This is a genomic window from Cupriavidus sp. GW822-FHT06G04 (assembly GCF_058799075.1).
In genome coordinates, this window is record NZ_JBXALD010000010.1 from 111,549 (window position 1) to 131,357 (window position 19,809).

The 19,809-nt window shown below is 67.1% G+C and carries 10 protein-coding genes; 2 read left to right on the forward strand and 8 right to left on the reverse strand.

The window, feature by feature from the left end; genetic code table 11:
- Positions 1–209: 209 nt before the first annotated feature.
- On the reverse strand, positions 210–4,643 hold the full coding sequence (locus tag AC1RKI_RS21790; RefSeq protein ID WP_492797079.1) for a response regulator: 4,434 nt from the start codon (positions 4,641–4,643) through the stop codon (positions 210–212).
- 248 nt (positions 4,644–4,891) lie between these two features.
- Here AC1RKI_RS21790 and AC1RKI_RS21795 point away from each other — a divergent pair, with 248 nt between their 5' ends.
- Positions 4,892–5,353 carry an ion channel gene (locus AC1RKI_RS21795; protein WP_061953766.1) on the forward strand — a complete coding sequence of 154 codons (462 nt, stop codon included), beginning with the start codon at positions 4,892–4,894 and terminating at the stop codon, positions 5,351–5,353.
- Positions 5,354–5,670: 317 nt separating this feature from the next.
- A complete protein-coding gene (locus AC1RKI_RS21800; protein WP_244789158.1) occupies positions 5,671–6,471 on the forward strand; it encodes a MipA/OmpV family protein in 801 nt (266 codons plus the stop codon).
- Between the two features lie 101 nt (positions 6,472–6,572).
- Here the strand turns inward: AC1RKI_RS21800 and AC1RKI_RS21805 are convergent, their stop codons facing one another.
- From AC1RKI_RS21805 to AC1RKI_RS21835, 7 genes are all read right to left on the reverse strand, one after another.
- Positions 6,573–7,238 (reverse strand): alpha/beta hydrolase, encoded by a 666-nt coding sequence (locus tag AC1RKI_RS21805; RefSeq protein WP_061953768.1) that lies wholly within the window; start codon positions 7,236–7,238, stop codon positions 6,573–6,575.
- A gap of 129 nt (positions 7,239–7,367) precedes the next feature.
- A complete protein-coding gene (locus tag AC1RKI_RS21810; RefSeq protein WP_061953770.1) occupies positions 7,368–7,679 on the reverse strand; it encodes a hypothetical protein in 312 nt (103 codons plus the stop codon).
- Positions 7,680–7,941: 262 nt separating this feature from the next.
- Entirely contained in the window at positions 7,942–9,084 is a 1,143-nt protein-coding gene (locus tag AC1RKI_RS21815) for a hybrid sensor histidine kinase/response regulator (RefSeq protein ID WP_061953978.1), read from the reverse strand.
- 8 nt (positions 9,085–9,092) lie between these two features.
- The gene (locus AC1RKI_RS21820; RefSeq protein ID WP_227460654.1) at positions 9,093–9,698 is read right to left on the reverse strand and encodes a chemotaxis protein CheB; all 606 of its coding nucleotides are present in this window, start codon (positions 9,696–9,698) and stop codon (positions 9,093–9,095) included.
- Positions 9,695–10,486: a CheR family methyltransferase gene (locus tag AC1RKI_RS21825; protein WP_061953982.1), complete on the reverse strand. Its 792-nt coding sequence runs from the start codon at positions 10,484–10,486 to the stop codon at positions 9,695–9,697. Before AC1RKI_RS21825 ends, AC1RKI_RS21820 begins: the two co-directional genes overlap by 4 nt.
- A gap of 80 nt (positions 10,487–10,566) precedes the next feature.
- The gene (locus AC1RKI_RS21830) at positions 10,567–13,728 is read right to left on the reverse strand and encodes a response regulator (protein WP_492797081.1); all 3,162 of its coding nucleotides are present in this window, start codon (positions 13,726–13,728) and stop codon (positions 10,567–10,569) included.
- Between the two features lie 178 nt (positions 13,729–13,906).
- A complete protein-coding gene (locus tag AC1RKI_RS21835) occupies positions 13,907–19,798 on the reverse strand; it encodes an autotransporter outer membrane beta-barrel domain-containing protein (RefSeq protein ID WP_492797083.1) in 5,892 nt (1,963 codons plus the stop codon).
- Positions 19,799–19,809: the final 11 nt, after the last annotated feature.

Below are 19,809 nucleotides of genomic sequence, written 5' to 3' on the forward strand. Positions count from 1 at the left end.
ATGGCTGGCCCTCACCGCCGCCAGCGGCGCAGCCGCCGCACTGGTCGCCACCGCCCTGCCGGTCTGACACCGGCACCCGCAACACCCCGGCATCGCCGGGCAAGCAAGTCCCAGACAGCACGGGCCAGCAATTGCGCTGGCCCGTTTGTTTTTGTCACATCCGAAGCAACAAGGCGCTGGACTGCGCCAGCCGATTGGTCGACGCGAAACTAGGCCTCACCCGCTCCCCCGTCTGCCTGCAACACGTCGAGGAACGCCGACAACGCGTAGGGCTTGCGCAGGGTTACCGCGCGCGGCAGGGCGGCGCGCTGGGCTGGCGTCAGCACCAGGTCGTGACCGCTGACGAACACCACGCGCAGGGTCGGCACGAGCCGACATGCTTCGATGGCCAGGTCCACGCCCGATGCGCCGCCCAGGCCGACATCGGTGACCAGGAGGTCGGTCTCGTTGGATTGCAGCGCGGCCATGGCTTCGATCTCGTTGCGCGCCTCGATCACCTCGATGCCAAAAGCGCGCATCAATTCGGCTGTGCTGGCGCGCAGCAGATCGTCGTCCTCGACGAAGACCACGCGCTGGCCTGCCACCAGCGCGGCAACGTTGTCATCGGGCACGTCCACCGCCGAGTCCGACGCTTTGCGCGCATGGGGCGCCATCCCCGCCGAAGCCGCATGCGAGCGGTCGCTCGGCGCCTCTTCAAGCGGCGCGGGCTCCAGCGTTGCACCGCCGCTGGCCAGCATTTGCCGGATCTTGCGCGCCAGCGCTTCCTGCGTGTAGGGCTTGCTGAGCAGTTCGATGCCGGCGTCGAGCCGTCCCGCATGGACGATGGCGTTATCGGTATAGCCGGAGGTGAACAGTACGGCGATGCCGGGCAGCCGTTCGCGCACCTTGCGCGCCATCTCGGTGCTGCGCAGTTTGCCGGGCATGACCACATCGCTGAACAGCAGATCGACCGGCACGCCGCTTTCGACAATGGCCAGCGCGCCGGCGGCATCGCGCGCCTTCAACACGCGATAGCCAAGACTCGACAGCATTTCCACCACGGTGGCGCGCACGTCCTCGTCGTCCTCCACCACCAGCACCGTCTCCGTGCCGCCGCTGACCAGCGCGGGCTCGGTATCGGTTTCCAGGTCTTCCGACTCGGTCACGCGCGGCAGGTACAGACGCACCGTCGTGCCGAAACCCACCTCGCTGTAGATTTTCACGTGGCCGCCCGACTGGCGCACGAAGCCATACACCATGCTCAGCCCCAGCCCCGTGCCCTGGCCTTCGGGCTTGGTCGTGAAAAACGGCTCGAATACGTGATCGATGATGTCGGGCGCGATGCCCGCGCCGGTGTCGGTGACGGCCACCATCACATACTGGCCGGGAATCACGTCCGCATTGCGGCGCGCGTAGACCTCGTCGAGTGTGGCGTTGCCGGCCTCGATGGTCAGCGTGCCGTGGCCGTGCATCGCGTCGCGCGCGTTGATGGCCAGATTCAGCAGCGCATTTTCGACCTGGAACGGATCGACCAGCGTGTTCCAGAGACCGCCGGCCACGACGGTTTCGATCTCCACGCCGTCGCCGAGCGCGCGGCGCAGCATGTCGTCGAGTCCGCGCACGAAGCGGCCCAGGTTGACCACCTTGGGCGCCAGCGGCTGGCGCCGCCCGAAGGCCAGCAACTGCGCCGACAGCTTGGCGCCGCGCGCCACGCCGGCCAGCGCGTTACGCACGCGCGACTCGGCGCGCTCATCGCCCGCCACATCGCGCGCCAGCAAGTGCAGATTGCCACCGATCACCTGCAGCAGGTTGTTGAAATCGTGCGCCACGCCGCCGGTCAACTTGCCGATGGCCTCCATCTTCTGCGCCAGACGCAGCGCCTCATCGGCATTGCGCAGCGCTTCGGCGGCTTCCCTGTCGCTGGTGACATCGCGTCCCACGCCGTGAATGCGGCCCGATGCCGGATCGATCGACAAGGTCCACGCCACCCAGCGCGGGCGGCCGTCCTGGCGCAGCATGCGGCATTCATGGCGCACCGATCCGCCGTCGCGCCGCAGCGCCAGCATCTGCTCGGTCATCGGCACCAGTTCCTCGGGATGCACGAACGCCATGCAGGTGCGTCCGAGCATGTCGGTCGCCGCATAACCGAGCGACCGCTGCCACGACGGGCTCACGCGCTCGATCGTGCCGTCGCTGCCGGTCACCATCAACAGATCTTCGCTGAGGTCCCACAGCCGATCGTGATCGGCAACGGACTCGGCCACGCGGCGTTCCAGCAAATCGTTCATTTCACGCAGTTCGCGCTGCGCCACGCTGCGCAGTTGCGACCGTCGCAGGTTGCTGCCCACCCGCGCCAGCAGCTCGCTGGCGTTGAACGGCTTGACGAGATAGTCGTCGGCGCCGGAGGCGAGCCCGCTGACGCGCGCCTCGGGCCCCGCGCGCGCGGACAGCAGCAGCACCGGCGTCTGGCGCAAGGCCGCGTCGGCGCGCACTTCGCGCAGCAGCCCGAAGCCGTCCAGCCGCGGCATCATCACGTCCGAGACGATCAGGTCCGGCGCATGTCGGCGCGCCAGTTCCAGCGCCTCCTGGCCATCCGCGGCCACCTGCACCTGATGCCCGGCCGACCGCAGGATGCGCCGCATGTAGTCGCGCAGGTCGGCGTTATCGTCGACCACCAGTACGCGCCCGTGCCCGACGCTGGCTGCCGGATCGATACCGTCCGCGGACGGCTCGGATGATCTGTCCGCCGCATCGGCCGAAGTATTGGGCGCATCGCCAGCGTGGTTCGGGTTCCACCGCACGGCCTGTTCGACGTAGGCGAGCGCCTGCCCGCTGGCCGGCGCTGCCGCCAGCACCGAGGCCGGATCACTGGCCGCGCGCGTGGCGCTGGCGGGCAGCGTGATGCGAAACAGCGAGCCGTGCCCGGGCTCGCTTTGCACGACGATTTCGCCGCCGTGCAGGCGCACCAGTTCCTGCACCAGCGCCAGGCCAATGCCGGTGCCTTCGATCGACCTGCCCACCGCGCCGGCCACGCGATGAAAGCGCTCGAACAGGCGCGGAATTTCATCGGCGGCGATGCCGATGCCGGTGTCCTGCACCTCCAGCACGGCGCGGCCCGCGTCGTCGCTCCGCATGCGCACCGTGATCGTGCCGGCATGGGTGTATTTGAATGCGTTCGACAGCAGGTTCAGAACCACCGTCTCCCACATGTCGCGGTCCACATCGACCGCGCCCGGCAATGGCGGGCAGTCGACCACCAGTTGCATGCCGGCCGCTTCGATCGCCGAGCGGAACAGCGAGGCCAGTTCTGCCGAAAAGGCCGAAAGATCGGTCGGCTGCCGGTGCATGCGCACCCGGCCCGCCTCGATACGCGAAAAATCGAGCAGCGCATTGACCAGTTTCAGCAGCCGCAGGCCGTTGCGGTGCGTGGTTTCGATCAGCGCACGGTCCTCTTCCGCGATGTGGTCGCCACGGCGCAGCATGTCTTCGAGCGGCCCCAGCATCAACGTCAGCGGCGTACGAAATTCGTGGCTGATATTCGAGAAGAACGTGGTCTTGGCGCGGTCGATTTCGGCCAGCGCCTCGGCGCGCCTGCGCTCGGCCTCGTAGGCGTCGGCGTGATGGATCGCCTGTCCGATCTGTCCGGCCACGAGGTTCAGGAACGAGCGGTATTGGTCATCGAACAGCCGGCACGGATTCAGGCCGACGATCAGCACACCGGCATGCGCCACGTCCGATGACGACATGATCGGCAGGATGACGGCCTGGCGCGGCGCGAATTGCCATGCGCCGCCCGGCAGCGGTTCGGCAAAGCGTGCCGCCAGATCGTCGACGATCGTCAACGCGCCACCGTCCATGGCCTCGGCGATTGGCCAGGACGCGCCGGCGTCGGCGTCGGCATCGAGCGTCGCGGGCACCGCAGGATGGTCGGGCGAGATGCCGCAGGTGCCGGCCAGCGTCAATTGCCGGGCCGTCGCCGACGGCTGGCGGTCGCGTTGCTCGCCGCGCTCGTCCAGATACAGCAGCGCAAACGGCAGGTCGTGCGGATTGGCCAGCAGCGACGCCATGGCCAGCCGGCACGCATCGCGCCAGGTGCGGGCATGGGTGGCCGAGGACGCCAGTTCGCGCAGCAGGTTCAGTTGCCGCTCCGCCAATACGCGCTCGGTATCGTCGCTATTCGCGCAGATGATGCCGCCGGTGCCGCCGTGGTCGTCCGGCACCGGGCTGTATGAAAACGTGTAGTAGGTTTCTTCCGGATAGCCGTTGCGCTCCATGATCAGGAGCTTCTGCTCGACGAAGGTGCCTTCCTCGCCGGCCATCGCGGTTTCCAGCAACGGTCCGATCTCCCCCCAGATCTCGCGCCACACCTGCGCAGTGGGCTGGCCCAGCGCCACCGGATGCCGGCCGCCGATGATCGCCTTGTAGGGATCGTTGTAGAAAAAGCGAAGGTCGTCGCCCCAGCCGATCCAGATGGGCTGGCGCGACGTGAGCATGATGCGCAGCGCCGTCTTGAGACTTTGCGGCCATTGCGCGGGCATGCCCAGCGGCGTGGTGGCCCAGTCGAATTCACGAATGCGCGCGGCCATCTCGCCGCCGCCGGCCAGGAAACCCGGAACGCTCTCGCCGGTATGACCCGACGGCATCTCGCCGTCCGCGTTTCTCATTGATGTCTCCCGGAATCGAGGTGCGCGAGCATCGCCCGCGCAGGGGGATTTTCAATGGCATCGGCCGCGGCAGGCAAGATCCAGACGGTCATGAGTTGTATCCCATCCCTCACACTTCACGCATTTACAGTCGATAATCGACCGTATAGTCTGGCTCCTGCGCCGCTCGTCGTCGCTGCCGCCCACCGCCGCTTATTGCAGATTACTACCGCTTACCGCAGCCTACTCCCGCCCATTCGATCCGGACGATGTTCGATACGCCGCTTCATTACCTGATTTCCACCGGGCTCACCGCCACCCTGACCGTATGTTGCGTGGGCCTGCACTACGAAGCGCTACGGCTGATCTCGGCCTTCCATCCCAAACGGCTCAGCGGCAAATTCAACATCGGGGGCGTCATTCTGCTGATCATCCTGACCCACTGCCTGGAAGCCGTGGTGTTCAGCGTCGGCTACTGGCTGGGCACGGATATCCTGGCAATCGGTCGCCTGACGGGCATGCGCGAACACGGCGCGCTGGCCTATCTCTATTTCTCTCTGGAAACCTTCACCACCCAAAGTATCGGCGATATCGTTCCGCAGGGCCCCTTGCGGCTGCTGGCTTCGGTGCAGCCGCTGGTGGGCCTGATCCTGATTGGCTGGTCCACATCGTTCACGTTCCTGATCATGCGCCGCGACTGGCGCGGCGACGAAATGGACGCACGCGACTGAAATCGCCTCCATGATGGTAGGCAGGCTGTGCCGACACCGAAATCGGCGTCTTTCCTACACGGTTGTGGGAACCGTGGAGGTTGGCGGGTGGCGGCGTCGATGAAAAGATAAGTTGCCGTCATCCAGACAGCCTGCTGTACCGTTAGATGTCGATTCCGCCCCGGCTGGGGCAAACAAGAAAACAGACCGGAGCATTAAAAGTGTCGACCCTCCCGGAATACGTCCTCGCGGCCCATCGGCCGGAGCGACTCCGCACCTCCCATCGCCCCCTGGCCCTGCTGCGCTGGCTGGCGCCGATCCTGTTGGCCGTGCTGGCGATGCTGAGCGCGCCGCGCGCGCACGCCCAAACCCCCGCGCCGCTGGCCGAATGGCAGTACTCGGTGGGCGTACCGCTCGAGAAGATGTTCGAAGGCGAGCCGCAAAAGTGGGAAGTGCGCGTGGGCGCGGCGGCCAGTGTGCGCCCGTACTACGAAGGCACCAGCAAGTACTACGTGCTGGCCGGCCCGGTGGTCGATATCCGCTACCGCGACGTGGCATTCCTGTCCACCGGCGAAGGGCTGGGCTGGAACGTCATCCATACCGATCATGTGCGCGCGGGCATCGCGCTGACCTATGACTTCGGCCGCCGCGAGAAACACGACCACGACCATCTGGGCGGACTCGGCAATATCGGCATGGCACTGGAATCGAAGGTGTTTGCCGAATACGTGGTCTCCAAGGAATTTCCGCTGGTGATCCGCGCCAATGTGCGACGCCAGTTCGGCGGGGCCAACGGCGTGATCGGCGATATCGGCGCTTATATGCCGTTGCCAGGCAGTAACGAGAAGTTCTTCTGGTTTGCCGGCCCCACCATGACATTTGCCGATTCGGCCTACATGAGTCGCTGGTACGGCGTGTCGGCCGACCAGGCGGCGCGCTCCGGGCTGCCCCAGCATCGCGCCAGCGGCGGGATCAAGTCATACGGCGGCGGGGTTTCGGCGATGTGGTTCTTCGGCAAGAACTGGTTCACCACGGCCGATATCGGCGTCTCGGCGCTGGTTGGCGACGCCCGCAGCAGCCCGGTCACATCGCGCTCCACAAGCCTGACCGGCGATATCTCGATCAACTACCAGTTCTGATGCCAGGCAGGGCGCCGCGACAGCCGGCGCCCGTGGCCGTTCCTGGAGCGACTCCCGGAGCGATTCCCATGCGCGGGCGCGACGGCCCGCCATCCGCGGACCTACGGCGCGGGACGCGACAGATAGCCGTCCACCACTTGCCGCAGCGCCGGCAGCTTGCCGGTGAAGAAATGGCCAGCCCCGGGCAGGACCACGATCGGCAATTCCTGCGGCCGCGCCCAATTGAACACGTTGGCCAGCGGGACCCGTTCGTCGTTTTCGCCGTGTACGACCAGGGTGTGCGCGGGCACCGTCGGCGTGTCATAGGACAACGTCTCGGAGAGCGTGCCGGCCGGCATGCCGCTCAGGATCAGATGCGCGACCGAAACGCCCGACGCGCCCAGTTGCGCGGCGGCACGCGCCTGGATGAACGCGCCGAACGAAAACCCGGCAAGCGCGAGCGGCAGGTCGGGATGATCGCGCCGCAGCAGTGCGATCACGGCCAGCACGTCATCGGTCTCGCCGTTGCCGTCGTCATAGCTGCCCTCGCTGTTTCCTACGCCGCGATAGTTGGGCCGCAGCGTCAGAAAGCCGTGCGCCTGCAGCGCGCGCGCCAGCAACTGCGGAATCTTGTGTTCGGCGGTGCCGCCCTGGCTCGGATGTGGATGCGCAACCACCGCGACGCCGCGCGGCGCATCGGCGGGCGTATCGACAAGGATTTCGAGCTGACCGGCAGGGCCGGCGATGAACTGACGGGTGGATGCCGAAGGCGTGAACGATGAAGACATGAAAATGGCTACCGGCTGGGGATGACTGCGACTGTGCAGGCGCAGCATACCCGCAGCCGGGCCGTGGCGGCAACGACCGACGCCGCCCGCAGCGCGGACGGCGCGCCTCGCTATGCGGCCCGTGCGGGCCTAGTGAGGATGATCCGCCTTGATGACCGACGCGATCTCCTGACGTCGGACGCTCACCACATCGTCAAGCTCCAGGCCTTCCGCCACCACCAGCATCTCGGCCCCGCGGCTGATGGCAAAGATCACGCCATACCAGAGGTCCGGCCCCGCCACGGCGTTCAGGCGGACGCTGAATTCGGTTTCCTGATCCTGGCTGTAGACGCTCACCAGATCGCCGACCTCGGGCATGGCGGCCTCCTCCGCCAGCGGATATTCCCGAGCCGTCACTGTCAGTGGCGTCTGCGCAATGCCGCGCGCAAACCTCGCTTGCATCGTCGCCTCCTGCACGTTGGCATGGTTGATTGTCTTGTCAGGATAGGATCGCCGCCCGAAAACGCACAGTAAACCTGCGCCCGCAGGCACACCGCGCCACGCCTGCGTCGCTTTGCGGGTGTGCCGCCGCGCGGCCGGACACCTGACTGGCCCACCCCGCAGCGCATCCCGCGACGCATCCGGCCATGCATCGGCCAACCCGGCCATGCGCTGATGGCGTGCCCGGCCGCGCCGACAACGCCCGCATGGCCGACGCCCGCGCTTACGCCTGGATGGCGCGCTGCGCGGCGCAGCATTCGCGCGGCAGCGTGACGGTGAAGGTGGTGATGCCGCGCTCCGGCGACGATGTCGCCTCGACGGTGCCGTCGTGCAGCGTGACCAGTTCGCGGGTGATGTAGAGTCCCAGCCCGAGCCCTTCGGACGCGCCGCTGCCGGCCGCTGCATTGCGGGCGCCGGAGCGGAACGCATCGAAGATATGCGGCAGCAGTCCCGCATCGATCACGCCGCCATTGGTCACCGACACCACCACGCGGTCGCGCGCGGTGCCGTCCACGCTGACATCGATCGGCGCGTCCGGATCGCCATGATGCAGCGCGTTGCCGACCAGGTTCTGCACCACCTGGCCCACCAGCACCGGATCGATGGTGGCATGCATGTCGCCGACCGTCTGCAGCGTCACGCGCGACCTGCCGTGCAGCACCTCGCATTCGTCGACGATGGCCGCGCACACCGCGCGTAGGTCCGAATGTTGCGGCATCAGGCTCACGCGGCCGCCATGCAGCCGCGCCACGTGCAGCAACTGGTCGACCATGCGCGCCATGCGCTGGCCGCTGCGCGAGATGCGATCGGTGGCGGGGCGCAAGCGTTCCTCGCCGCCAAAGCGCTCCAGGAACGAAGCGGACGCAATGATGGCCGACAGCGGCGTGCGCAGGTCATGGGCCAGCACCGCCATCAGCATCTCGTTGGTCTTGAGCAGTTGCTGCGCGATTTCCAGTTGTTCGGCCAGTTGCTGTTTCTGTTGCGCCAACTGCACGAACACGTCCACCTTGGCGGCCAGCACGCGCGCATCGATCGGCTTGAAGAGGAAATCGACGGCCCCGGTGGCGTAGCCGCGAAACGCGCGCTGGCTGTCTTCGCCCGCGGCGGTCAGGAACAGGATGGGGATGTGGCGCGTGCGCTTGCTGCCGCGCATCAGTTCGGCCAGCTCGAAGCCATCCATGCCGGGCATGTGCACGTCCAGGATGGCCAGGCCGAAGTCGTGCTCCAGCAGCAATTCCAGCGCCTGCGCACCGGAACTGGCATGGACGATCTCGACCCCAGGCTTTGCCAGTACGGCGTCCAGCGCGGTCAGGTTGGCGGCGATGTCATCGACCGCGAGGATCTTGACGGAGGCGGGTGCTTGCATGGTAGAGGTCATTCAATAAGGCGGGCCAGGTGGTGGCCGATGTCGTCCAGCGTCATGACGCGATCGGCCGCGCCGCGTGCGATGGCTTCCTCGGGCATGGTGTGCACGGCCGCGCTGGCGGGCGTCTGCACCCAGGCCTGTCCACCGGCCGCGCGGATCGCCGCCAGGCCGCGCGCACCGTCGTCATTGGCGCCTGAGAGCAGAATCCCGAGCGCGCGCTCGCGCCATGCCACCGCCGCCGATTCGAACAGCACGTCGATCGAGGGCCTGGAAAAACGCACCGGTGGCTCCACCGACAGCGCCAGCCGCACGCCGTCGGGCGTGTCCGGGTCGCGTTCCACCAGCAGGTGGTAATCGGGCGGCGCCACGTAAAGGTGGCCGGGCAGCACGGGCAGCTTGTCCTCGGCTTCGCGTACGGGCAACACGCAGCGCGCGGCAAAAAGCTCCGGCAACAGGCTTGGCGAGGTGGGCCGAAGATGCATGACGATCACCACCGCAGGCCGGAAGCGCCGCGGCAACATCGGCAGCAGTGCGTTGAGCGCCTCGACGCCGCCAGCCGATGCGCCGATCACCACGGCGCAGCAGGCGGGATGCAATGCCGGCGCGTCCGTCACAGCTTCCGGTAGAGCCGCTCGTGCGACACCACCGCCTCGAAATCCTGCGCATGCTGGCTGAAATGCAGGCTCTCCTTGCTGCCCAGCCCCAGAAAGCCGCGGCGCGCCAAGGCGTCATGAAACAGGCCGATGGCGCGGTCCTGCAGCGGCCGGTCGAAGTAGATCAGCACGTTGCGGCACGAAATCAACTGCGCTTCCTGGAACACGCTGTCGGTGGCCAGGCTGTGATCGGCGAACACCGATTGCCGGATCAGTTGTCCGTTAAACTTCGCCTTGCCGTAGGCCGCGTGATAGTAATCGGACAGCGAGCGCCGTCCGCCCGCGGCCAGGTAGTTTTCTCCGAAGCCGCGCAGCCGGCCCGCGTCGTACACACCGGCACGCGCGATGGCCAGCGCCTCCGGATTGATGTCGGTGGCATAGAACACAGTGCGCGACGCCAGCCCTTCTTCTTCGAACAGGATCGCCAGCGACCACAGTTCCTCGCCGCTGCTGCAACCGGCCACCCACACGTTGATGGACGGATAGGTTTGCAGTACCGGCGCCACATGCTCGCGAATCGCACGGAAATAGGACGGATCGCGAAACATCTCGCTGACCTGGACGGTCAGGTACTGCAGCAATCGGCCAAACACGGCGGGGTCGCGCAGCATGCGGTCCTGCAGCTGCGACAGCGTGCCAAGCTGCATGTCGCGCAGCGCCTGCTGCAGGCGCCGCCGTACCGATGCGCGCGAATAGCGGCGGAAATCGTGCTGGTACTTGCGAAAGACGGCTTCGAGCAGCAGCTCCATTTCGATCTCGAAATCGGCATCGGGCAGCAGGGCGCGCTCGTCGCCATCGAGCGCGAGATCCGATGTTGCGTCCTTCGGTTTCAATTTGCGTGAAGCCATACGCGACACAGGGAAAGCAGCTTGTCCACATCGATCGGCTTGGCGATGTAGTCGTTGGCCCCGGCCTGCAGGCAGGCCTCGCGGTCGGACGGCATGGCCTTGGCGGTCAGCGCGATGATCGGCAGCCGGCCGTACTGCGGCATCTGCCGGATGTGCCGCGTCGCCGTGATGCCGTCCATCTCCGGCATCATGATGTCCATCAGCACCAGATCCACGTCGTCGACCCGTTCCAGCAGGTCCAGCGCTTCGCGTCCGCTGCGCGCGATCTCCACGGTGGCGCCCAGCGGTTCGATCACCTTCGACAGCGCGAAGATATTGCGCGCATCGTCCTCCACCAGCAGCAGCTTGCGGCCGTCGAAGGCATCGTCGCGGCTGCGCGCGGCACGCAGCATGCGCTGGTGTTCCGGCGGCAACGACGATTCCACGCTATGCAGGAACAGCGTGACCTCGTCGAGCAGGCGATCGGGCGAGCGCGCGCCCTTGATGATGATCGACTTGGAATAGCGGCGCAGGCGCTGTTCGTCGTCGGCGGATAACTGCCGGCCGGTGTAGATGATCACCGGCGGCATGACGCCGCTGCCGCGCTCGGCCATATGCGCCAGCAGATCGTGACCGGTGCCGTCGGGCAGCACCATGTCCATCACGACGCAATCGAACGGCGATGCCGCGAGCGCGGCGCGCGCGCCCGCTACATCGTCTGCGGTGACGATTTCCGCATCGAGCGACTTGAGCAGCGCGCGGATGCTCTCTCGCAGCGAAGGATCGTCCTCGATCACCAACACGCGGCGGCGGCCGGCGTTCATGCGCGCTTCCAACCCGCGAATCACTTCGGCCAGCCTGTCGCGCTCGCTGGGCTTGAAGGTGTAGCCGATAGCGCCCAGGTGCAGCGCCGCCTCGGCGTGATCGCTGACAGAAATCAGGTGAGTGGGAATGTGGCGCGTGGCGGGATCGCGCTTGAGCCAGTCCAGCAGCGTCAGGCCCGACTGATCGGGCAACGCCACATCCAGCAGGATGCCGCATGGCTGGTATTCGCGCGCCATTTCCAGACCTTGCGCCGACGTGGTGGCGTGGATGCAGTCGAAATCGAGTTCGTGCGCGAGGTCATAGAGAATGCCGGCAAAATCGTTGTCGTCCTCGACCACCAGGATCAGGCGGTTGCCGCGCGTGCGCCGGTCGCGGTCATCGACAATCGGCGCGGGCCAGCCAGCCTGGAGGGCTTGCGTGCGCTCCGCCGCATCGGCCGACGCCGGCGCGGGAGCCGGCGGAACGGCGCGCGGCGGCGGCGCCACGATGGGCGCGGGCCGATGCGCTGGCGCATGGACCGGCGTCACCAGCCCGGCCTGCGTGGCGCCGTCGGCCACCAGCGTGAGCGGCACGGTCAGCGAGAATACGCTGCCCTGTCCCGGCTCGCTCGCCACCGAGATCCCGCCGCCGAGCAGACGCGCCAATTCGCGCGAGATCGACAAGCCGAGGCCCGTGCCGCCATAGCGCCGGCTGGTGGTTCCGTCGGCCTGCTGGAACGCTTCGAAGATGACCTGCTGCTTGTCCTTCGGGATGCCGATGCCGGTGTCGCGCACTTCAAAGCGCACCGCGTCATCGCCCTGCGCGCACAGTGCAAGCGTGACCGATCCGGTCTCGGTGAACTTGAATGCGTTGGACAGCAGGTTCTTGAGCACCTGCTGCAGGCGCTGGCTGTCGGTGACGATGGTGTCCGGCAGACCGGGCATGAATTCGACCCGCAACGGCACGCCCTTCTGTTCGCCGATCGGCGCAAACAGGCTTTCGAGTACCTGCGCGAACGACGCCAGTTCGACTGGCTCCGGTTCCACCACGAGATGGCCGGCCTCGATCTTGGACAGGTCGAGGATGTCGTTGATCAGGTTCAGCAGGTCGGTGTTGGCGGCGTGGATCGTCGCGGCATAGCGCACCTGCTCGTCGGTCAGCGTGCGTTCCTTGTTCTCCTGCAGCAGCTTGGCCAGGATCAGCGCGCTGTTCAGCGGCGTACGCAGCTCATGCGACATGTTCGCCAGGAATTCGCTCTTGAACTGATTGGAGCGTTCCAGCGCGCGCGCGTTGGCCGCCAGCTCGGCCTGGTAGGACAGCATTTCGCGCTTCTGCGTTTCCAGCCGTTGCGCATGTTCCTCGAGCTGGACGTTGGTCTGTTCCAGTTCGGCCTGCTGCGATTCGAGCCGCGCCTGCGAGTCCATCAGCGCACGACCGCGCTCTTCGAGCTCTTCGTTCGAAACGCGCAATTCTTCCTGCTGGACCTGAAGCTCTTCGCTCTGCCGCTGGGTTTCGGCCAGCAGGTTTTCCAGCCGGCTGCGGAAGGCGACGGCGCGCATCGTCATCCCTACCGACTCGCCGAGGCGTTCGAGCAGTTCCACCACGTCGGCGGTGTCGCGCCGTGTCGTGACGAAGCCCAATTCGATCACGCCCACCACTTCGCCTTCGGCGGTGAGCGGCGCGGCCACGATTTCGTTTGGTGCTGTGCGGCCCAGCGCCGACGACACCTGGAGGTAGTTGGCGGGCAGGCCGCCCACCGCGATCACGCGATTGTCCGCCATCGCCTGGCCCGCCAGCGTGTCCCCGGGCGCCAGCGTGTGCGGCAGGGATTCGGCGTTGGCCAGCGCCCACGCCGCCACGCGACGCAGATGGTCGCCTTCCACCTGATAGACCACGCCGACGTGCGCATCGAGCACCTGCGCCAGCGCCCGCATCAGCGCGTCACCAACATTGCCGGCCGATTGTTGGGCGCGCATGGCCTGATGCACGCGCACCTGCGCCTGCTGCAGCCACACCACGCGCTGCATCGAAAGCTGGGCGACGATATAGCGATGGATAATCACCGCCAGGAACCACAGCACGGCCACACCGACGCTGCGGTTGATGATCGACAGCATCGGGCGCACCATGGCCGACGGCGACACTGCGTAGCCAACGCCGATCAGCACGGTGGCCGCCATCGCGACGATCAGCGGTAGACGTGGGTTGTTGCTGTATAGCGTCAGGCAGACCGGCACAAGGTAGAAAAGCCACGCGGCGACGCCGAGCGGCGTCAGGGCGTCGACGCCAAAAACGATCAGCAGCGCAACCGGCGCCAGGATCGAGCCAAAGATAAAACGTTGCAGGGTAGACGGTTGCATACCGGCGAGGATGGGATCGGAGGGGGGGCGCACCGGCCGCCGAACGGCGGGCAAATGCGGTCTATCCTACCGGGTCTGTCCTGCCGTGGCTGTCAGTGTCGCGCCGACACGTGCTGCGGTGCGGCAGCACGTGTCAGGGCCGATCGTCAGATGCCGCGATGCTCCGGGTGGGCCATCGTCACCACATGTAGCGCGCACCGAGCAGGCCCGCGATGCTCTTGTAGCCGTCGCCGCCGCGCTGGAGCGCGACGTCTCCCCACACACGCCAGCGCTTGCCTAGCTGCGCCTGCACGCCAGCCTTGACCTCGCCGCGGTTGCCGGGACCGCCCTGCGTGACCAGGTCGTTGTCGAATGCGATGGCGTTCTGGTCGGCGTTGTGCCACCAGTTCACTTCCGCATACGGCAGCCATGTCGGCGCAGTATCCGGGTCCGGCGCGTGGTACAGCCGCACGCCCAGCCGCGTGGTCAGCCCGCCGCCGTTGCGGCCTTGCACCAGCGTGCCGTTGCGCTCCCGGTGGTCGTCCGCACGGTAGTTCGTGTAGATCAGCTGCAATTGCGGCTCGACGAGGACGTCGCCGTCATCGGTATAGCTGACCGGAATCGCCCAGCCGCCCTCGACCGAAGCCGTCAGCGTGCGGCTGCTGTAGCTTTCCTCGCCCGCGTCCGTGCCTTGCACCGTATTGCCGAAGTGGCCATATTGGGCCCATGCATCCACGTAGGGACCGTCGGCGCCGGCCGCGTTGCCGCGCCATGTACCGTAAACCCCGGCGCTGCCGCCGTTGACGGTGCCGCGGGCCGGGCCTGTATAGCCGCGCGATTCGGCGTGGGTGCGCGCCATGCCGTATCCGGCCATCACACCGGCCTGCAAGCGGCGGTTATCAGAGGTGCGGTTCAGCAGATCGATGCCGGCCTGCATCACGGCCGAATCGGCGGACTGGTCGACGCTGCCGTTCGATGCTGTGCCAAGCGTGCGCCCGCCCGTCACGCGCGTCCACACGTTCGGCCGCCGCGCGGCCTTGCTGTCGGCAGTCACTGGATCGGCAAAGCCCGCACGATCGTGCATCGTCTGCAGGAACATCGTCTGCGCCGCGCCCTGGTTGGCCAGATATACGCCGGTTTCGGGGCGCGGCACGGCGCTTTCGGTCGAACGCAGATACCAGTCGCCGTCGCCTGGCGACTGCAATCCGCCCTGGTACAGCTTGTAGTCATAGGCGCCCGCCACCAGCCTGCCGTCGAGCGCGAACACGCCGTTCGACTGACCATCGACCTGCACGACGCGGATCCCATCGACGGTCTGGCCGCCGAAGCCACCGGCGTTGCGCACATGCAGCGTGGTCTGGCCTGCCGTATTGCCGTGCACGACGAGCCGATCGGTGGGCGACGCATCGCCGCCGAGCGTCGTGTTCAGTGTCAGCATGCCGTTGTTGCCCGTGTAGTCGCCGTTCACGGTCAGCGTGCTGGACGGCGTGGCGCTGGCCATGCGGATCTCGCCGTCGTTGACCAGCGAGCCGCCGATCAGGAAATCGCCAGGCGCCATCGCCGTCGTTCCCGGCGCGGCATTTCCCACCGCAAGTACGCCGTGATTGACCGCCGAGCCGCCGATCCCGCCATCGCCGCCGAAGGTTGCGCCCTGCGCCACCGTCACCAGCGAGGTGTTGGACAGCCGCGCGCCCTGGCCCAGCAGCAGCGCGCCGGCGTCGACGATCGTTTCGCCGCCATAGGTCTGGTCGGCCGACAGCATCAGGCTGGCGCCGCCCGTCTTGGTCAATCCGCCCGTGCCGTCGATATGGCCGGCGAAAGCGGTATCCGCGCTATTGCTGACGGTCAGCGTGCCCGTACCGAGGGCGATATTGCCCGCGCCCGACAGATTGTTGGCTATCTGGTCGAAGCCGTTGAGGTCAAACGTGGCGCCGCTGGCCACATCGAGATGCTCGCTGGCCGCGATCACGTTGTCCGCGCCGGCGCGCAGGGTCCCCGCGCGAATCGACGTCGCGCCGGTGTAGGTGTTCTGCTTGGATAACTGCAACGTGCCGGCACCGTCCTTGGTCAGGCTCCGGCCATCCCAGCCGGTGGTGCGATTGGCATCCTGGTCGGCCAGCACCGCATCGATATCGAACTCGCCATCGGCTTGCGTCAGGGTGAAGGTGCCATGGGCCTGTTCTGGCGCGGTGCTGTGTGCGCCGTACCATGTCAGGCCCAGGCCCGCAACGAAGTCCTGTCCCGTGTAGGTGCCGCCCATCATCAGGAAATCGGCCGGGCTGGACGATCCGGCGACGTTCACGGTCTGGAACGCGCCGGCGATGCCGCCGGGCCCAGTGGTGTGGATCACGGTGACCGCCTGCGACGCCAGTTCCGATGCGCTGGCCGTCTCCGACGCGGAAAAGCCCACCAGATTGAATTTCGATCCGACCCCGAGTTGCGCGGAGCCCGCGGTGATGGCGGGAGCATCGGTGCGCGCCACGACGTTCAGCGTGCCGTCGACCGACAGGCGGTTGCCAACATCGAGCGTGGATTGCGCATCGACCGACGCGGTTGCGCCCGCTGCGACCGTGAAGTCGCCGGTGGTGCGAAACGCCCCCGCCTGCGCGAGCCGCAGCTCGCCGCCATTGACGGCCACCGCCCCCTGGCTGGAGCCGGTGCCGCTCAACGTCGCCGTGCCCGCGCCGGTCTTGGTCAGCGTGCCCGCGCCCATCAGCGCGCTGGCAAGCGTACCGTTGCCGGCGAAGTCGAGCTGCAGCGTGCCCGCATTGTCGATGGCGCCGGAGCCAAGCGCTGCGCTGCTGGTCGCGATCAGGCGGCCGTCGTCGATCACGGTGCCACCGCTATAGGTATTGACGCCGCCGAGCGTCAGCGTGCCCGCGCCGCTCTTGCGCAGACCACCTGTGCCGTCGATCGTGCCGTCGAATGCGGTGTCGCCAGTATTGACGAGATCCAGCGCGGCGCTGCCCAGGCTGATGCGTCCCGCACCGCTCAGGTTGTTGACGTGCTGGTCGAAACCGTTGAGATCGAACGTCGCGCCATCGGCCACGCTGACATGTGCGCTCGACGCCAGCGCATCGACAACGCCGGTGCGCAGCGTGCCCTCGTTGATCCTCGTATCGCCTGTATAGGTGTTTTGCTTGGACAGTTGCAGGGTGCCCGCACCGTTCTTGGTCAGGCTCTTGCCATCCCAGCCGGTGGCGCGATTGGCGTCCTGGTCGGCCAGCACGGCGTCGATATCGAACTCGCCATCGGCTTCGGTCAGCGTGAAGACGCCGTGCGCCGCCTGCGGCGACGTGCCGTGCGATGCGTACCACGTCAGGCCGAGTCCCACCGTGAAGTCCTGCTCGGTATAGGTGCCGCCCAGCGTCAGGAAATCGGCGGGGCTCGACGATCCGGCGATGGTGGCCGTCTGGAACCCGCCGGTCAGCCCGTTGGCATCGGTGGTGTGGATCACGGTCACCGCCTTCTCGGCCAGCTCCGATGCGCTGGCCGACGCCGCTGCGGAATAGCCGGTCAGATTGAACGACGCGCCGCCGCCAATGTGCGCGGTCTGCGCGGTGATGGCGGTGCCATCGGCGCGCGCCACCACGTTCAGCGTGCCGTCCACCGACAGCCGGTTGCCCACTTCGAGCGTGGACGGCTCGGCCAGCGACACCGTGCCGCCCGCGTACACCGTGAAGTCGCCCGTGGTGCGGAACGCGCCATCCTGCGCGAGCCGCAGCTCGCCCGCGTTGATCGCCACCGCGCCCTGCGTCGACCCTGCGGCGTTCAGCGTGGCCGTGCCTGCACCGGTCTTGGCCAGCGTGCCGCCGCCGCCCAGAACATTGGTGAGCGTGCTATCGGACGCAAAATCGAGCTGCAGCGTGGCGCCGTTGTCGATCGCGCCGGAACCGAACGCGGCGCCGCTGGTGCCGATGAGCCGGCCGTCGTGGATGACGGTGCCGCCGTCATAAACGTTGACGCCGCCAAGCGTCAGCGATCCCGCGTCGCGCTTGTGCAGCGTGCCCGCACCGCTGATCGCGCCGTTGAATACGGAGTCGTCGGTGTTCCGGAGGTCCAGCGTCGCCCCGCCCAGCGCAATGTTGCCCGCGCCGTTCAGATGCTGGATCTGTTGGTCGAAACCGTTCAGGTCGAGGGTCGCGCCATTCGCCACGCTGACGTGTCCGCTGGACGCCACGGCGTCGGCGACGTCGGTGCGCATCGTGCCTTCGCCGAGGATCGTATCGCCCGTGTAGGCGGCCGCCTCCGACAGCACCAATGTCCCTGCGCCCTTTTTGGTCAACGTGCGACCGTCCCAGCCACTGGAAAAGCTGCCAGTGCGGTCGGCCAGTTGCACGTCGAGATCGAACGTGTCGGAGGCATCGGCCAGCGTAAACAAGCCATTGCCGCTGGCCGTGTCGCCGCGCCACGCCAAATCGAAGCCGACATCGTAGCCGAGGTCGTCGCTGCTCTTGGCGCCGTCGATCGTCAGGTAGTTGACGGGGCTGGTTTCGCTGAAGCTGACGTGGTCGAAATCGCCGGATATGCCGGCGCTGGTCTGCAGCACGCGGAACTTTTCGGCAGCCAGCGCGCTGGCGGACTCGGGGGCCTTGGCGGAAAGACCGCTGACCGACAGGCTGCCGCCAAGCGCGGCGCGATTTGCCGTGATCACGGGTTCCGCGGCGCCGAGCGTCACCGAGAGCGTGGAGCCAGCAGCCTGCGTGAAATTGCCTGCCACGTCGAGCGTCGCATCGGCCGCGATCGAGGTGGTCGCGTTGGTGCCGGTGGTATACGTGTCGGCGCGGAAGTCGCCGGCCTGCGCGAATGCGAGGGTGCCCGCTTCGACCTTCACCGCACCCTGCGACGATCCGGCAGCGGTCAGCGTCATGGTGCCCGCGCCAACCTGCGTCAGTGACCCGGACCCGCTGAGCACGCCGTCGAAGCGGGCGCTGTCGCGGCGATCGAACACCAGCGCACCGGCGTTGGCGATGTTGCCATCGATCATGCCACTCGTGCCGCCGCGGCCCACTGTCAGCTGGCCAGTGCCGCCGATGGTGGTGCCGCCGCCGCCGTCTTGCGACACCGTGCCGCCGAGCGTGAGCCGGCCATTCACGCCGAGCGTCGCGCCGGAATCCCCGCCCAGGGTGATATTGCCGCCCAGCGTCCAGTCACTGCCGGCATCGGCGGTCAATTCGGCCAGACCGTGGCCTGCCGAGGCGGTGATATTGCCGTCCTCGCTGCCCGATTCGATCAGTCGCAGCGTGTTGCCGACGCCGTGGCTGACGATGGCCGCCGTGCCGTTATCGTTGAGCACCGACCCTGCGCCGAGCACCACGTCGTTATTGTTGCCGTCCAGCTGGATGGCCGCACCGCCGGCGCTGCTGATTTCGCCGCGATTGACCAGCGCGTCGCCATCGTTGAGCCGCACGCCCGCCCCAACCGCGGCCCGAATCGTTCCCGTGGCGGCGTTGTCGATATGAACGGTGCCGCTGCCATCGTGCCGGATACCGGCGAGGTAGCCGTCAATCGTTCCGGCGTTCTGGATCAGCGCATCGCCGCTCTGGCTGACCAGGACCGCGGTACCGTATGTCGGGTCGCCCTTGCCAGAAACGATCGACGCGCCGGCCCGATTGGTGACGACAACATTGCCGCTGGTTGCCAGCTGGATGCCGTCGGCCGTGTTGCCAACGTGGCCCGCGGCGCCGCCGTTCAGCGTGCCGTAGTTATCGATCGCGCCGCTCGCCGCGCCGCCATAGTAGATCGCGTGACTGACCGATGAACTGATATCGCCGCGATTGACGACGTTGCTGGCACCCGCGTCGCTGCCGCTCATGTTGACGCCGTACGTCACGCCGATGACGCTGGCACCTAGTTCGTTGGTAAACGTCGCGGGCACGTTGAATTGCAGCGCTGCGCCGCCAACGGTGCTGATGAGGGTTCCACCGTTGCTTAGCGTCACGGCGTCCGTACCATTGACGGTCACGGAGTTGCCGGGCGCTGTGATGACAGTTCCGGCATTGATCCGATAACTGGTATCCCCCGACACCGTCACGTTGGTCGAACTGGGTTCGATAATGGTCAGCGACTGCGCCGACGTGGCGAACAGCATCAGTACCGCAC

Excerpts from the sequence above, each read along its gene's own strand:
- AC1RKI_RS21790 (WP_492797079.1), bottom strand. The coding sequence starts at position 4,643 with ATGAGAAACGCGGACGGCGAGATGCCGTCGGGTCATACCGGCGAGAGC.
- AC1RKI_RS21795 (WP_061953766.1), top strand. The coding sequence starts at position 4,892 with ATGTTCGATACGCCGCTTCATTACCTGATTTCCACCGGGCTCACCGCC.
- AC1RKI_RS21800 (WP_244789158.1), top strand. The coding sequence starts at position 5,671 with ATGCTGAGCGCGCCGCGCGCGCACGCCCAAACCCCCGCGCCGCTGGCC.
- AC1RKI_RS21805 (WP_061953768.1), bottom strand. The coding sequence starts at position 7,238 with ATGTCTTCATCGTTCACGCCTTCGGCATCCACCCGTCAGTTCATCGCC.
- AC1RKI_RS21810 (WP_061953770.1), bottom strand. The coding sequence starts at position 7,679 with ATGCAAGCGAGGTTTGCGCGCGGCATTGCGCAGACGCCACTGACAGTG.
- AC1RKI_RS21815 (WP_061953978.1), bottom strand. The coding sequence starts at position 9,084 with ATGCAAGCACCCGCCTCCGTCAAGATCCTCGCGGTCGATGACATCGCC.
- AC1RKI_RS21825 (WP_061953982.1), bottom strand. The coding sequence starts at position 10,486 with ATGGAGCTGCTGCTCGAAGCCGTCTTTCGCAAGTACCAGCACGATTTC.
- AC1RKI_RS21830 (WP_492797081.1), bottom strand. The coding sequence starts at position 13,728 with ATGCAACCGTCTACCCTGCAACGTTTTATCTTTGGCTCGATCCTGGCG.
- AC1RKI_RS21835 (WP_492797083.1), bottom strand. The coding sequence starts at position 19,798 with ATGCTGTTCGCCACGTCGGCGCAGTCGCTGACCATTATCGAACCCAGT.